15 protein-coding genes are annotated in these 12,407 nt (G+C 68.3%); 4 read left to right on the plus strand and 11 right to left on the minus strand.

Annotated features, from left to right (window positions below):
• The first annotated feature begins 125 nt into the window (after window positions 1-125).
• Window positions 126-1,370, plus strand: a complete 1,245-nt coding sequence (locus tag DMR_RS01730) for an OmpA family protein (protein ID WP_043599841.1) — start codon at window positions 126-128, stop codon at window positions 1,368-1,370.
• A gap of 150 nt (window positions 1,371-1,520) precedes the next feature.
• On the opposite strand, the gene DMR_RS01735 is transcribed toward DMR_RS01730, so the two are convergent.
• The 8 genes from DMR_RS01735 to DMR_RS01775 all read right to left on the minus strand — a co-directional run bounded on the left by DMR_RS01735 (window position 1,521) and on the right by DMR_RS01775 (window position 8,595).
• Entirely contained in the window at window positions 1,521-1,799 is a 279-nt protein-coding gene (locus DMR_RS01735; protein WP_043599843.1) for a hypothetical protein, read from the minus strand.
• Window positions 1,783-2,100, minus strand: a complete 318-nt coding sequence (locus DMR_RS01740) for a hypothetical protein (RefSeq protein WP_012749958.1) — start codon at window positions 2,098-2,100, stop codon at window positions 1,783-1,785. Before DMR_RS01740 ends, DMR_RS01735 begins: the two co-directional genes overlap by 17 nt.
• Window positions 2,101-2,460: 360 nt before the next feature.
• The gene (gene tsaB, locus DMR_RS01750) at window positions 2,461-3,231 is read right to left on the minus strand and encodes a tRNA (adenosine(37)-N6)-threonylcarbamoyltransferase complex dimerization subunit type 1 TsaB (RefSeq protein WP_012749959.1); all 771 of its coding nucleotides are present in this window, start codon (window positions 3,229-3,231) and stop codon (window positions 2,461-2,463) included.
• The gene (gene rseP, locus DMR_RS01755; protein ID WP_012749960.1) at window positions 3,224-4,303 is read right to left on the minus strand and encodes an RIP metalloprotease RseP; all 1,080 of its coding nucleotides are present in this window, start codon (window positions 4,301-4,303) and stop codon (window positions 3,224-3,226) included. The genes tsaB and rseP overlap by 8 nt, the downstream gene beginning before the upstream one ends.
• Window positions 4,304-4,429: 126 nt before the next feature.
• The gene (gene dxr, locus DMR_RS01760; RefSeq protein WP_012749961.1) at window positions 4,430-5,692 is read right to left on the minus strand and encodes a 1-deoxy-D-xylulose-5-phosphate reductoisomerase; all 1,263 of its coding nucleotides are present in this window, start codon (window positions 5,690-5,692) and stop codon (window positions 4,430-4,432) included.
• A complete protein-coding gene (locus DMR_RS01765; RefSeq protein WP_012749962.1) occupies window positions 5,689-7,203 on the minus strand; it encodes a hypothetical protein in 1,515 nt (504 codons plus the stop codon). Before DMR_RS01765 ends, dxr begins: the two co-directional genes overlap by 4 nt.
• Before the next feature lie 13 nt (window positions 7,204-7,216).
• Window positions 7,217-7,996, minus strand: coding sequence for a phosphatidate cytidylyltransferase (locus tag DMR_RS01770; protein WP_012749963.1), 780 nt, complete (start codon window positions 7,994-7,996; stop codon window positions 7,217-7,219).
• 107 nt (window positions 7,997-8,103) lie between these two features.
• The gene (locus DMR_RS01775; RefSeq protein WP_012749964.1) at window positions 8,104-8,595 is read right to left on the minus strand and encodes a hypothetical protein; all 492 of its coding nucleotides are present in this window, start codon (window positions 8,593-8,595) and stop codon (window positions 8,104-8,106) included.
• Between the two features lie 143 nt (window positions 8,596-8,738).
• Between DMR_RS01775 and DMR_RS01780 the strand changes: the two genes are divergently transcribed.
• Genes DMR_RS01780 through DMR_RS01790 form a run of 3 tightly spaced genes read left to right on the plus strand, consistent with a single transcriptional unit; the run spans window position 8,739 to window position 10,746 of the window.
• Window positions 8,739-9,695, plus strand: coding sequence for a sensor histidine kinase (locus tag DMR_RS01780; RefSeq protein ID WP_012749965.1), 957 nt, complete (start codon window positions 8,739-8,741; stop codon window positions 9,693-9,695).
• Between the two features lie 15 nt (window positions 9,696-9,710).
• Window positions 9,711-10,115, plus strand: a complete 405-nt coding sequence (locus tag DMR_RS01785; RefSeq protein ID WP_012749966.1) for a response regulator — start codon at window positions 9,711-9,713, stop codon at window positions 10,113-10,115.
• On the plus strand, window positions 10,108-10,746 hold the full coding sequence (locus tag DMR_RS01790) for a class I SAM-dependent DNA methyltransferase (RefSeq protein WP_012749967.1): 639 nt from the start codon (window positions 10,108-10,110) through the stop codon (window positions 10,744-10,746). The genes DMR_RS01785 and DMR_RS01790 overlap by 8 nt, the downstream gene beginning before the upstream one ends.
• 327 nt (window positions 10,747-11,073) lie before the next feature.
• Here the strand turns inward: DMR_RS01790 and DMR_RS24855 are convergent, their stop codons facing one another.
• The 3 genes from DMR_RS24855 to DMR_RS01800 all read right to left on the minus strand — a co-directional run bounded on the left by DMR_RS24855 (window position 11,074) and on the right by DMR_RS01800 (window position 12,407).
• Complete coding sequence (locus tag DMR_RS24855; protein ID WP_158304235.1) at window positions 11,074-11,214, minus strand: hypothetical protein; 141 nt, start codon at window positions 11,212-11,214, stop codon at window positions 11,074-11,076.
• Between the two features lie 128 nt (window positions 11,215-11,342).
• Window positions 11,343-12,050 carry a hypothetical protein gene (locus DMR_RS01795; protein ID WP_012749968.1) on the minus strand — a complete coding sequence of 236 codons (708 nt, stop codon included), beginning with the start codon at window positions 12,048-12,050 and terminating at the stop codon, window positions 11,343-11,345.
• 21 nt (window positions 12,051-12,071) lie between these two features.
• On the minus strand, window positions 12,072-12,407 hold the full coding sequence (locus tag DMR_RS01800; protein ID WP_006919986.1) for a hypothetical protein: 336 nt from the start codon (window positions 12,405-12,407) through the stop codon (window positions 12,072-12,074).

Consider the following 12,407-nt stretch of genomic DNA (forward strand, 5'->3'; position numbering starts at 1 on the left):
AACGGGCGGCGGTGGCCTTTTGGGGCGAATGCGGGTAAGGCTCGGGAAAATCGGCCTGATTCCCGGCCGGTGCAGTCCTGCCCCGCGCCTGGCCGTTGTCGGCGCGGCGTGTTCGGGAGAAAGTCATGCGTGGACGTCTGCTCAAAATATTCATGGTTATCCTGGTGCTGGTGCCGGTGGGGCTGACCGCCTATCTGGCCAATTCCCTCTACCACCGCAAGGGCGTGCCCCAGGCCCTGGAGAATCTGACGCGCCAGCTCTTCCAGTCCAAGGAAGAGGAGAAAAAGGCCGAAAAGCGCGCCCAGGACCTGGAGCGCAAGACCGAGGAACTGCAAACCGCCTACGACGCCCTGGTGGCCGATCTGCGCGGCGAGGTGGACAGCCGGCAGATACGGGTGCGCCAGTTCCGGGAAAAGCTCGAAATCAACTTCGTGGACAAGATCCTTTTTCCCTCGGGCAGCGCCGAAATCAGCCCCCGGGGCCGGGACATCCTGACCCGGGTGGGGGCGGTGCTGGCCAAGGTCAAGGACAAGAGCATCTACGTGGTCGGGCACACCGACAACGTGCCCATCCATTCGGCCCTGTTCCCGTCCAACTGGGAGCTGTCGGCCTCCCGGGCCGCCTCGGTGATCCGCCACCTGTCCGAGTCCGGCGGGCTGGCCCCGGAACGCTTCACGGCCATGGGCCGGGCCTTTTACCAGCCCGTGGCCAGCAACGCCACCCCGGAAGGGCGGCAGGAAAACCGGCGGGTGGACATCATCGTGGCCGATGTGCCGCTTCTGGCCGGCGAGACCGGCTCCCAGTCCATGCGCGGCACGGTGTCCGGGGGCGCGGCCGGGACGGCCGGAGCACCGGCGGCGGCCGGAGCGCCGGGTACACCGGGTACGTCGGACGTCGGAGCTACGGCGTCCGGGTCTGAGTCCGGGAGCGCCGCCGCGCCGGCCGGTCCCGAAACAGCGCCCCCCGCGGATGGAGGCGCGCCGGCCGCCGCCGGGCCGGACGCTTCCAAGCCCCTGCGCGAGACCGCGCCGCCGGCCGGCCAGACCGTGGCCCCGCCCGAGCCGGCCGACCGGACCCCGGCGTCGCCCCAGGATCAGGCCAAGGCGGCCGCCCAGGACGCCGCCGCCAAGGCGGCGGGCAGCGAGGCCGCGCCGGCCAAGGACGACGGCCAGACCGCCAGCTCCGAGGCCGCGCCGGCCAAGAGCGAAGACGCCAAGGCCGCGCCTGAAGGCGCGCCGCCGGCCGCCGGGCCGGCCAAACCGGGCGGAGCATCCCCTTCGGCGACGTCCGAACCGTCGTCCGGCAACGCCCCGGACCTGCCGCCGCCCCTGCCCGACAAGCCGGCTCCGGCCGGCCCGTCCGGCTCGTAAACGAAAAGCCCGTTGCGACGGCGCGGGGGCCACACCCGGGGTGGACCCGCCGGCCGGTTCGCCCACGGAAAAGCCCCTGTCCGGCTTCCCGCCGTACAGGGGCTTTTCGTCTCCTGCCGTCGCCTCTTTATGGGAAAAGCGACGAATCGCTTAATGCTTGTCCCACTCGTCGAGCACTTTCTTTTTTTTGTACAGTTGCAGGCCGCCGCCTGTTACCGCGCCGACGACGGCCCCGGCGGCGCCCCATGTCGCCAACGTCGCGCCCGATATCAACATTGCGCCCCCGGCGATGGGAAGCCAGGCCGGGGCCGTGGCGATAACCGCAACTCCGGTTGAGATGGAGGCGATCGCGCCTGCGGCGCTGCCTTTGGCGGCGCTGGTTGCCACTTTCGCGAGGAGCTTGTGGTTGTTGCTAAGCCATTGCTTCACGGAAGGACTCCTCAATAAGGAGTTTGAGTCTTTCTGCTTCTTCCTTGACTTTTTGATCTTTGATTTGGCCAATGGCCGCGCCCAGCAAACCGCCGATCTCTGTGGCGTCTTCAAAAAAAGGAAGGAGGTCGATCAAATAGCCAATAGCCATCCCGGCAATGGCCCATTTCGCCGTGTAGGATGTGGAAACGCCGTCGAGACGTTTCTTCGCCGCACTGATAAAGACAGAACGTCTGTCAGCCGGAATGCGCTTGGACAGGTCGATGATCTGTTCCTTGATGTCGTAGGGAATGTCCGGCATGCGTCACCTCATGAATAAGGATTTCGTGCGCTGGTAGTGGGCATACCCGCAGGCCAGTGTGTCCACAGCCCATGCAAAAGCACACGGATGCTTTCCATTCAGATATCCCAAGGATGGTAGTGGCGCAAGGGGCTGTCCTTGCTTGAAAAGCAAGAGACTCCCGCCGCCCCTGCCCGACAAGCCGGCCCCGTCCGGTTCGTAAACGAAAAGCCCCTGCCCGGCACGCCGCGCAGGGGCTTTTTCCATTATCGTCCCGACTGCCGCCATCCGCCTTTCCCCCTTTAAACTTTTCCCATTCGGGGGGTCTGGGGGCCTCAGGCCCCCAGCCGCCGGAGGCACTCTTCCCTCTTCCTCTCCCCATTATTCCATGGCCTGGCGAATTCGTGCCTCGGCGTCGTGGCGGGTGAGGCCCCGGTGGGCGGCGATGGCGTCGAGGTTTTCCTCGGCGTCGCTTGGGCGCAGGTAGAGGGGTTCCACCGGCGTGAAGCCGTAGCTGGCCGACGCGGCGGCGGCCATGAGGGCGGCGGGGCTGGGGGAATCGTATTCCGGGCCGAGGATGGCGGCCAGGGGGGCGGCGGCCAGGAAGGCGTCGCGGTAGCGGGCGACGCCGTCGCCGACCAGCCACAGCGGGCCGACGGCGGCCCCGTCGACGGCCCGGGCGGCGGCTTCGGCCACGGTGAGCGCCTGGGGCGCGCCCATGGGCATGAGGTCGCCGTCGGCCAGGAAGGATTGCAGGTAGACCTGGCCGGAGCGGGCGTGGGTGATGGCGACCACGGCTCCAGTGGCCTTGGCGGCGGCGGTGGCGGCCAGAAGCGGCAGGTGGTCGAGGCCGGCCATGGGGACGTTCGCGCCAAGGGACAGCCCCAGGGCGGTGGCCAGGGCCACCCGGATGCCGGTGAAGCTGCCCGGGCCGCGCACGCAGGCCAGGCCGCCCAGTTCGGCCGGGCGAACGCCGGCCTCGGCCAGGACTTTGGCGATAAGCGGGGCCAGCACCTCGGCGCAGCGGCCGGTGGCCTCGGCCCGGCGGTGGACCACGTCCTGGCCGGGCCGGCCGCAGGTGACCCACAGCGCCGGGGCCACGGCGTTTAGGACAAGGAGCTTCCCGGGACCGGGAAGAGGCAAATTAGCCATCGATAAGGCTCAACTGGCGGCGGATGTCGTTGACCGTAGCCAGCAACATGAGGCCGATGAGGAAGGCCAGGCCGATCTTGGTGGTCAGTACGCGCATCCGGGGGCTGACGGGCTTTCGCATGACGATCTCGATGGCGTAGAACAGCAGATGGCCGCCGTCGAGGACCGGGATGGGGAGCAGGTTCAGCACGCCGAGGTTGACGCTGATAAGCGCCGCCAGGGCCACGACGTTGCCCAGGCCCTCTCCGGCCTGCTTGCTGACCATCTGGGCGATCATGATGGGGCCGCCGATGCTGTCCAGGGGCACCACGCGTTCGATGAGCTTTAAAATCCCGGTGTAGGTGACGACCACCACGTTCCAGGTCTGTTTCACGGCTTCGGCGGCGGCCGAGCCGGCCCCCAGCGGCACGGTGCGGGTCTTGCCCGAGGCGACGATGCCGACCAGGGGCACGGTTTCCTCTTCGCCGAAGAGGTTTTTGACGGTGCGCAGGGTGGGCGTCAGGACAAAGGTCTCGTCCTTGCCGTCGCGGCTGACGGTCAGCTTCACGGGCTGGCCGTTGCTGCCGCGAATGGCTGTGGACAGGGCGTCCCAGTTGGCCACCGGGCCGCCGTTTAAGCTGGTGACGACGTCGCCCGGGGCCAGGCCGGCCACGGCGGCGGGGCTGTCCTTTTGCACCTGGCCGATGATGGGCAGCATCTCGAAGCGGCCGTCGGCGGCGAGCAGGCCCCAGAACAGCAGCCAGGCCAGGACGAAGTTGAAAATGGGGCCGGCGGCCACCACGACCATGCGCTGCCAGGCCGGGCGCAGGCGGAAATGGGTTTCGGGCGGGAAGTCGTCCGGGGCGGTGTCGTCGGGGTCCTGGGCCACCAGCTGGACATAACCGCCCAGGGGAATGGCCGAGAGGATGTAGCGGGTCTTGCCACGGGTGAAGCCGAAGATTTTCGGGCCAAATCCCAGGGAGAAGGTGGTCACGCCCATGCCAAAGGCCCGGGCGGCGATGAAATGCCCCAGTTCGTGGAAGAAGATCAGGCCGCCAAGGACCAGGGCCACGGCAACGATGCTTTCTATCATGGGCGCTCGCACTCGCCGGCAAAGGAGTCGGGCCGGCGTCGGTGTTTGACGGCGGGGCTTCGGCCGGGAAATCCGGCTTCGGTCCTGCCGAAGGATAAAGATAAGCGGCGTCGGCGCAAAGGCAACTTATCGCCGCCGCGCGGCCCAGTCGGCCGTTTCCCGGCGCACCCGGGCGTCGAGGTCGGCGACGGTCGCGACATCGGGCAGGGGCTGCCCGGCGTGGGCGTCAAGGGCAGCCGCGATGGCCGCCGGAATGTCCAGGAAAGCCAGGCGTTCGGTCAGGAAAAGGTCCACGGCCACTTCGTTGGCGGCGTTGAGGACCACGGTGTGGCTGGCGCCGCCGCAAAGCGCCTGTCGGGCCAGGCCCAGGCAGGGAAAATCGTCGTCGCGCGGGGCTTCGAAGGTCAGCGCCGCCAGTTTGACCAGATCGACCCGGGGCACGGCCAGGGACAGCCGGCGCGGATAGCCCAGGCAGTAGGCGATGGCCACGCGCATGTCGGGCGGGCCGAGGTGGGCCAGAAGCGAGCCGTCGTGGAGCTGGGCCAGGGAGTGGACGATGCTTTGGGGATGGACCACCACGTCCACCTGGGACACGGGCAGGCCATACAGCCGGCAGGCCTCGATGACCTCCAGGCCCTTGTTCATGAGGGTGGCGGAATCCACGCTGATTTTGGGGCCCATGGACCAGTTGGGGTGGGCCAGGGCCATGGCCGGGGTGACGGTTTCCAGGCAGGCCCGGTCGGCGCAGCGGAAAGGGCCGCCCGAGGCGGTCAAGACCAGCTTTTCGACCAGGGGCAGATCGGGCAGGCCCACGCCGCCCAGGGCCTGGAACAGGGCGTTGTGTTCGGAGTCCACGGGCAGGATCACCGCGCCCGAGGCGGCGGCGGCGGCCCGGATGAGGTCGCCGGCCAGGACCAGGGATTCCTTGTTGGCCAGGGCCACGATCTTGCCGGCGGCCACGGCGGCCAGCGTCGGTCCAAGGCCGGCCGCGCCCACGATGGCCGAGACCACGAGATCGACCTCCGGGGCGCTGGCCAGGGCGGCGTAGCCGGCCGGGCCGGTGAGGATGTCCGGGCGGTAGCCGGCCGGCAGCAGCTCGGCCAGGGCGGCGGCCCGGGCGTCGTCGATGACGGCCAGCACGGCCGGCCGGAAGGCGGCGGCCTGCTTAGCCAAAAGCTTCACGTTGGTCGCGCCGGCCAGGGCCACGACGTCGTATTCGCCGGGATGCTCAGCCGCGACTTTCAGCGTGCTGACGCCGATGGAGCCGGTGGCCCCGAGCAGGGCCAAGCGCCTCGGCCGCCCGGGGTCGCGGGCGGACAGGGAGGAGATATAGCCTTGGCCGGGGCAGGGACAGGGACCAGCCGCGTTGGCGGCGGAAATCGGGGTCATGCGTCGCGTCGCGCCTTTGCCGGATCGGCGGCCCCGGGCGGGGCAATGCCGTAGCGGCCGAGAATTTCGGCGACCCGGGCCGGGAGGTTGGTGGCCACCTTCCCCAGCGCCGCCAGATTGATGCACAAATAGAGGTCGACCTTGAAGCCGGCCTCTTCCCACAACGTGACCAGGGACTTGGCCAGCTCCGGCTCAATCTGGAAAAGCTTCAACTTCTCCTGGAACTCGGCCGGGTTTTTGGCCCGCCACAGCAGGGACTCCGGCTGGTCCGGGTCGTCGTCGAAAAACTGCTTGCGCCGGATCTTGTTCAGTCCGGCCTCGGCCAGGGCGTCCACGTCGGCCTTGGCGGCCCGCCGGGTCCGGGCCGGCTTGACCTGGATGCGGGCGGCGTCGGCCTCGCCTTTTTCGCGCAGCAAATGGGCGAAATCGAGTTCCATGACGTGCTCAAGGACGTTGCCCAGGCGCTTGGCCTCGAAGTAGCCGGCGGCCTGGATGAGCCAGGCGACTTCCTTGGCCGAAAAGTCGCGCAGCGCCTTGGAAAAATCCTCGCGCACCACCCGCAGCGACACCATGGCCCCCAGGGCCAGGGCCACGCACAGCTCGCCCAGGCGTTCGCGTTTTTCCTCGGCGTCCTCGGCGGCGTCGGTGAGCGCTTCACGATAGTCGCCGGCCACGGCGTCCATGGCCCCCACCCGGGCGGCGAAGGTGAGTTCGTCGCGGTCCAGACGCTTGTCCGTGTCGCCGAGGTCGGCGCGCAGGCACAGGGACAGGACGGCCTCGGCGTTTTGGCGGCCGTCGTCGCCGCTTACCGCCTCCTCGAAGCTGCTCTGGACGCGGGTCTTGGAGATGGCCTTGGTGGTGCCCTTGAGGCCTTCGAGCACGGCGTCGAAGGGGTAGACCACAATCAGCAGCTGGCCTTCGCGTAGTAGACGGTAGCGGCGCGCGGCCAGGATGCCGTCGTAGGCCCCGAGCACCTCTTCCTTGATGAACCGGTCGATGTAGGCCCGCCAGTAGAGCTCGTCAAAGACCATGGTGGCGGTGATTTCCTCGATCTTCACCAAAGAATTCTCGCCGAAGTGGCGGATGACGGCGTCGCTGAAATTGTCCTTGACCAGGCTTGAAGCATAGACCGCGCCTTGCAGGCACTTGGCCAGGAGGGTCTCCTGGCGTTCCAGGCGGCGGGCCAGCTTTTCCTGGGCCGCGGCGTCGCCCACGGCCTTGGCCTTGCCCCAGTGATTGAGCTCGATCAAATACGCGGAAAAATGCTCCTTGAGAAAGGCGTGGCCGGGGTGCAGGCCCTCGGCCCGGCGCAGGAGCATGTCCATAAGGCTTTGCTGCTCGGTTTCGAGCAGCGGAAATTCGTTGATGCGGCCCCGGTTGGCCCGCAGAAACTCCAGGAAAACCCGCTCCTCCAGCACTTCCCGTCGGGCTTTTATGGCCTTGAGTTCCTCAAGGCGCTCCAGGCAGGCGGCAAACCGGCCGTCGCGGTCAAGGGAAGCGGTATCGTCCATGGCGTGGCGGCTCCTATCCGGCCAGTCCCGACAGGGAGCGGCAGGCGGCATAGGCCAGGATGGCCGGGAGCAGGCCGTCGACGCGGTCGAGCAGCCCGCCGTGCCCGGGCAGGATGGCCCCGGAATCCTTGACTCCGGCGGCCCGCTTGAGGGCGGATTCGAAAAAGTCCCCGAACTGGGAAATAACGGCCAGCCCCGCGCCAAGGCCGGCCAGGGCCGGAAGGGCGGCGGCCGTGACGGCGGCGAAGCACGAGGCGACCAGGGTCGAGGCGACCACGCCGCTTATGGTCCCGGCCCAGGTCTTGCCCGGGCTCACGGCCGGCCAGACCTTGGCCCCGCCAACGGCATGGCCGCCGTAATAGGCCCCGGTGTCGGCGGCCATGACCACGGCCAGGACCAGGGCCGTTTCCAGGGGCGAAAAGGCGCAGATAAGACCCAGGCTGACGGGCACGTAGAGCAGCGCCACGGCCAGACGGCCGCGCGGCGGCTCGGTCTCGCCCAGGGCGGCGAAGCGGCGCAGAAAATCGAACTGCTCCAGCCACAGCGCCAGGGCCAAAAGGCCGATGAGCGCCGGCCACAGCTTGAACCCCAGACAGGCCACGCAGGCCGCGCCCAGGACGTAGGCCACGATTTCGAGCACAGGCCCGGGACGGCCGGTCATGGCGAAAAACTCCCGCATCCCCAGGATCGAGGCGACGGCGACGAGAACGATCAGGGGCCAGCCGCCAAACCAGACGGCCGCGCCCAGCACCGGCAGCCCGACGGCCGCCGTCAAAACGCGCTTGTTCTTCAAAATGACTCACATGCCTTGCGTCGTCGGCCCGGACAGGCCGCACCCCGTTTCTTAGGCCATTTGCCGGACCAGGGCAACGCCTGCCCGCCGCACTTTGCCGGGCCGGGTCAGGAGGCCCCCTCCCACCAGTTCACCGGCTCGAAAACCACGGGCATGACCCCGGCCAGGCCCGGCAACACGGCCTGTTCGATAAGCGCCCGAAGCCGGCCGGCAAGTTTTTGGTAATAAAGATCGAATTCCACCACGAACCACAGATCGCCATCGACCAGGCCGTCGTTGACCACCATCATATACTCGAACCCCGGGCCGAAACGCGCGGTCCCGGCGGCCGCGTCCACGGCCTGGGCGAAACGCCCGAAGCGGTCGAACACCCCGGCCAAAGCGGCGCGCCGGTCCAGCTCGGGATCGGGATCGGTCTGGAAGGTCAGGGTGACGTAGCCGGATTTGTCGGGCCGTACGAATTCGGCGATTTTCAGCACGCCGTCCTTGGCCGGGCCGCCGTCGCCGAGATCAAGGCGAAAACCCGTGAAGCCGGCCAATTTCTCGTGGGCCTTGAGTTCCTTGAGCTGCTTTTTGAGATCAATGACGCCGTCAGCCATGAGGCCTCCATTGGGTCGGGCATGAAGGATTGGCGCAGCCGCCTTGTAAAACCATGCTCTCGGACGTATGCTTTTTCCATGCGTTTCGCCACTGCCTTTCCCGCGCTCGCCGCCCTTGCCGCGTCCCTGGCCGGAGCGCGCGCGTGAGTTTGCGGGACGTCCTGCCCCGTTGCGGCGACTGGGCGTGGCTCGCCCCGGCCCTGCCCCTGGCCCCTCTGGCTCCGCTGGCGCTTTGCCTGGTGCTCCTTGACAGCCAGGCCCGGACGCCGGGCGTCTGGCTGGCCGTTTTTCTCGGCGGCGCGGCGGCCGTCGGCGCGACGCTGCTGGCCGGACGCCGAGACGCCCAGCTGGCGGCGGCCGAACGCGAGTCCATGGTGCTGGCCGAACAGGTCCTGCGCCTGGGCAAGCTCGCCGCCATCGGCGAAATGGCCGCCGGACTGGCCCACGAGATCAACAACCCCGTGGCCATCATGATGGAGGAAGCCGGCCTGGGCGGCGACATCCTGGCCGACGGGGCCGTGCCCGGAGCCGAGGACCTGGCCGAACTGCGCCGGGCCCTGGGGCAGATCGAAACCCAAGGCGCGCGCTGCAAGGAAATCACCCACATGGTGCTGGCCTTTGCCCGCACCCCGGACGGTCGCGGCGACGCCGTGGACGTCAGCGCCCTGGTTGAAGAAATGGCCGGGCTGACCGCCAAACGTGCCGACTACGCCAAGGTGCAGCTCGCCACCCGCCTGGCCCCGAACCTGCCGCCGGCTGCCTGCTCGGCCTCCCAACTGCAACAGCTGCTGCTCAACCTCATCAATAACGCCCTGGACGCCATGGAGCCGGACGGCGGCGAGCTGACCCTGGAGACCACCCGGGAAGGCGGCCGCCTCGTCCTCACCGTGTCCGACACCGGTCCGGGCATCCCCCAGGCTGTGGCCGACCGGGTCTTTGAACCCTTTTTCACCACCAAGGCCGCCGGCAAGGGCACGGGCCTTGGACTTTCCATCTGCGCCGGCATCGTCCGCCAACTCGGCGGCGACATCGCCGTGTCCTCCACCCCTGGCCGGGGCGCGACTTTCCGGGTCAGCCTGCCCGTCGCCCACGCCCGCTGATCTCAAGGAAATCCCATGTCGGACGCGCCCATCCGCGTACTGCTTGTCGACGACGAGGAAGGTTTTACCGAAGTGCTGGCCAAACGCCTGCGCCGCCGGGGCTTTCACGCCGTGGTGGCCCTGACCGGGGCCGAGGCCCTGGCCGCCGTGGCCGGGCAACCCTTCGATGTGGCCGTGGTGGACTATCGCCTGTCCGACGCCGATGGCCTCACCTTGTTGCCCCGGCTGCGGGAAGCCCAACCCGGCCTTGCCGCCCTCATGCTGACCGGCCACGGCTCCGAAGAGGCCGCCCGGGAGTCCTTGGCCGCCGGAGCTGCCGGCCATCTCGTCAAACCCTGCGAAATCGAGGAACTGGCAGCCGCCATCCGGGCCGTTGCGCCCGAACCGGCCCCCTCCCCAAGGAGCGAATCTCATGCATGACGACGTCGCCCGCTTCGACGCCCGGGCCGCCGCCTGGGACGCCAGCCCCCATCGCCGCAAACTGGCCCGCGACATCACCGCCGCCATGGAAGCCGCCGGCCTGTTCCGCCAACCCGTGGCCTCGGCCCTGGACTTCGGCTGCGGCACCGGCCTTTTGACCCTGGAGCTGGCCGAACGCTGCGAAAGCGTCACCGGCCTGGATACCTCGCCCGGCATGTTGGCCGAACTTGCCGCCAAAATCGAACGGGCCGGACTGCCCAACGTCGGCGTCCTCGAAGCCGACCTGGCCGCCGGAACGCCCGTGCCCGGCGGCTACGACCTCGTGGCCTCGGCCATGGCCCTGCACCACGTTTCCGAACCCGAACCCGTGCTCAAACGGCTGCTGGCCGCCGCCGCCCCTGGCGCGCGCTTCGCCCTGGCCGACCTCGACGCCGAAGACGGCAGCTTCCATGACGACCCGGCCGGCGTGCACCACAACGGCTTCGATCGCATCGATCTGGCCGACATGCTGGCAGGCTTGGGCTATACCGACATCAACGCCGCCGACGCCGCCACCATCGTCAAACCCACCAAATGCTGCGGCGACCGGCCTTACGGCGTGTTTTTGATGACCGCCCGTAAGCCCGGCTAGACGGGTGATGAGGTGAGGGAAGGGGAAGCGTGAGGTGTGAGGTGTGAAGAATGCCTCCGGCGGCCGGGGGGCTCAGCCCCCCGGACCCCCGACATGGGGGGCGGTCGGTCGGTTGGGTGCATGGTCGGCGGGCGATAGGCCCGAGAGAAGAAGGGGGCTGGAATTTCCGGGTTTCTGTCCGGCGGAAGCCGCCCGACAGAAACCCGGAAATTCCAGCCCCCACTTCGCCAGCGAAACGGGCCGATTTTCACGCGATCAAAGCCTCGCGTGAAAATCGGCCCGTTTCGCATTTCCGGAACTGGGGCATGGGACGATGTTTTGGGCCGGCTAACCCCGGGCGAACCGGGCGGTTGGAATTTCGAGGGCGTCGAGCACCCGGCGACAGCCGGGCGCATCGACGCCCTCGAAATTCCAACCGCCCATGCGGCGCAGCCGCCAGCGCTCCGCGCCCAAGGGGGCTTCACGCACTCCCGCCCCCCGTCGCGCTCCGGCTCCGGGCGACCCATGTGGGGGTCCAGGGGCCTCAGGCCCCTGGCGGGTGCGGGCAGAGCCCGCTCTCCGCCTTCGTCTTCGCCTTCATCCTCTCCCCTTCTCCCTTACGACCCCGCTCCCGCTCCCGCGCCCGCAGGCGGCGCGGGCGGCGGCGGGTTGGGGCTGGCGGGGGGCGGGGCTTTGTAGCCGTAGTTCCAGTTGGTGATGGGGCTGCCCATATCCATGGCCAGGGTGGCGGTGATGGCCGAGAGGGGTTCGGTGGGCATCCGGTTTTTGCGCAGGAACAGGATATAGTCCTCGGTCAGGCCGGTTTCCATGGTGCCGCCATGGGCCATGGACCACAGGCGTTCGCCGCTGTGGGCGTCGATGACGTCGAAGGTGAGGGAGACGCCGGAGTCGCCGCGCGAGCCGCCGGACATGATGTAGGTGAATTTGCCGACCACGACGGTGTCGATGCCCATTTTGCGGGCCAGGGCCACGGCCTGGGGGGTGGAGGCGTTTTTGAGGTTGGCTTCGTAGAGCAGTTTGGGGAACACGCGGTCGCGGGTCCAGGTTTGCCAGACGACGCGGGTGAGTTGTTCGCCGAGGTCTTGGCCGTAGGGGATGTCCTGGGTGACCTGGAAGGGCACGATGAGGGCCGAGACGGGCACTGGCGGGGCTTTTTGGGGCTCCACGTAGACTTCGGGGTTGTTCCGTTTGGTCCAGTTGTCGATGTAGACGTTGTGCTGGGCCGTCATTTTCGGTTCGACCGAGCAGCCGGCGAGCAGGGCGCCGACGAGGGCGGCGAGGAGGAGAAGCGTGGCGTGGCGCATGGGACCTCCGTAAGTGGCCCGTTATTGGGGCGTGGTGGTGACCACTGGGGCGTCGGAGAGGGTTTTGAGGAGTTGTTCGCGGGAGGAGAGCAGGCTGACCCGCAGTTCGTGGCGTTTCTTGGCCGAGAGCAGGCGGAATTCCGGGCGTTCGGCCAGGCGTTCGAGTTCGCGCATTTCCTGGCGGATGCGGCGGATTTTGAGCAGGAAGGCTTGTTCTTCGGGGCGCACCTTGGAGGCGACTTCGGCCAGTTCGGCCAGTTCGCCGGCCATGGCCCTAAAGGCGTCGGGGTGGAGTTCCCGGACTTTTCGCCGCCACTCGGACAGAGCGCGCCATTTGGTCTGAAGCCATGACAGCAT

Origin of the sequence: Solidesulfovibrio magneticus RS-1, from assembly GCF_000010665.1 — a bacterium.
Lineage (GTDB): Bacteria > Desulfobacterota > Desulfovibrionia > Desulfovibrionales > Desulfovibrionaceae > Solidesulfovibrio > Solidesulfovibrio magneticus.

Coding starts and splice junctions, on each gene's coding strand:
- DMR_RS01730 (WP_043599841.1), top strand. CDS start 126: ATGCGTGGACGTCTGCTCAAAATATTCATGGTTATCCTGGTGCTGGTG.
- DMR_RS01740 (WP_012749958.1), bottom strand. CDS start 2,100: ATGCCGGACATTCCCTACGACATCAAGGAACAGATCATCGACCTGTCC.
- tsaB (WP_012749959.1), bottom strand. CDS start 3,231: ATGGCTAATTTGCCTCTTCCCGGTCCCGGGAAGCTCCTTGTCCTAAAC.
- rseP (WP_012749960.1), bottom strand. CDS start 4,303: ATGATAGAAAGCATCGTTGCCGTGGCCCTGGTCCTTGGCGGCCTGATC.
- dxr (WP_012749961.1), bottom strand. CDS start 5,692: ATGACCCCGATTTCCGCCGCCAACGCGGCTGGTCCCTGTCCCTGCCCC.
- DMR_RS01765 (WP_012749962.1), bottom strand. CDS start 7,203: ATGGACGATACCGCTTCCCTTGACCGCGACGGCCGGTTTGCCGCCTGC.
- DMR_RS01775 (WP_012749964.1), bottom strand. CDS start 8,595: ATGGCTGACGGCGTCATTGATCTCAAAAAGCAGCTCAAGGAACTCAAG.
- DMR_RS01785 (WP_012749966.1), top strand. CDS start 9,711: ATGTCGGACGCGCCCATCCGCGTACTGCTTGTCGACGACGAGGAAGGT.
- DMR_RS01790 (WP_012749967.1), top strand. CDS start 10,108: ATGCATGACGACGTCGCCCGCTTCGACGCCCGGGCCGCCGCCTGGGAC.
- DMR_RS01795 (WP_012749968.1), bottom strand. CDS start 12,050: ATGCGCCACGCCACGCTTCTCCTCCTCGCCGCCCTCGTCGGCGCCCTG.
- DMR_RS01800 (WP_006919986.1), bottom strand. CDS start 12,407: ATGCTGTCATGGCTTCAGACCAAATGGCGCGCTCTGTCCGAGTGGCGG.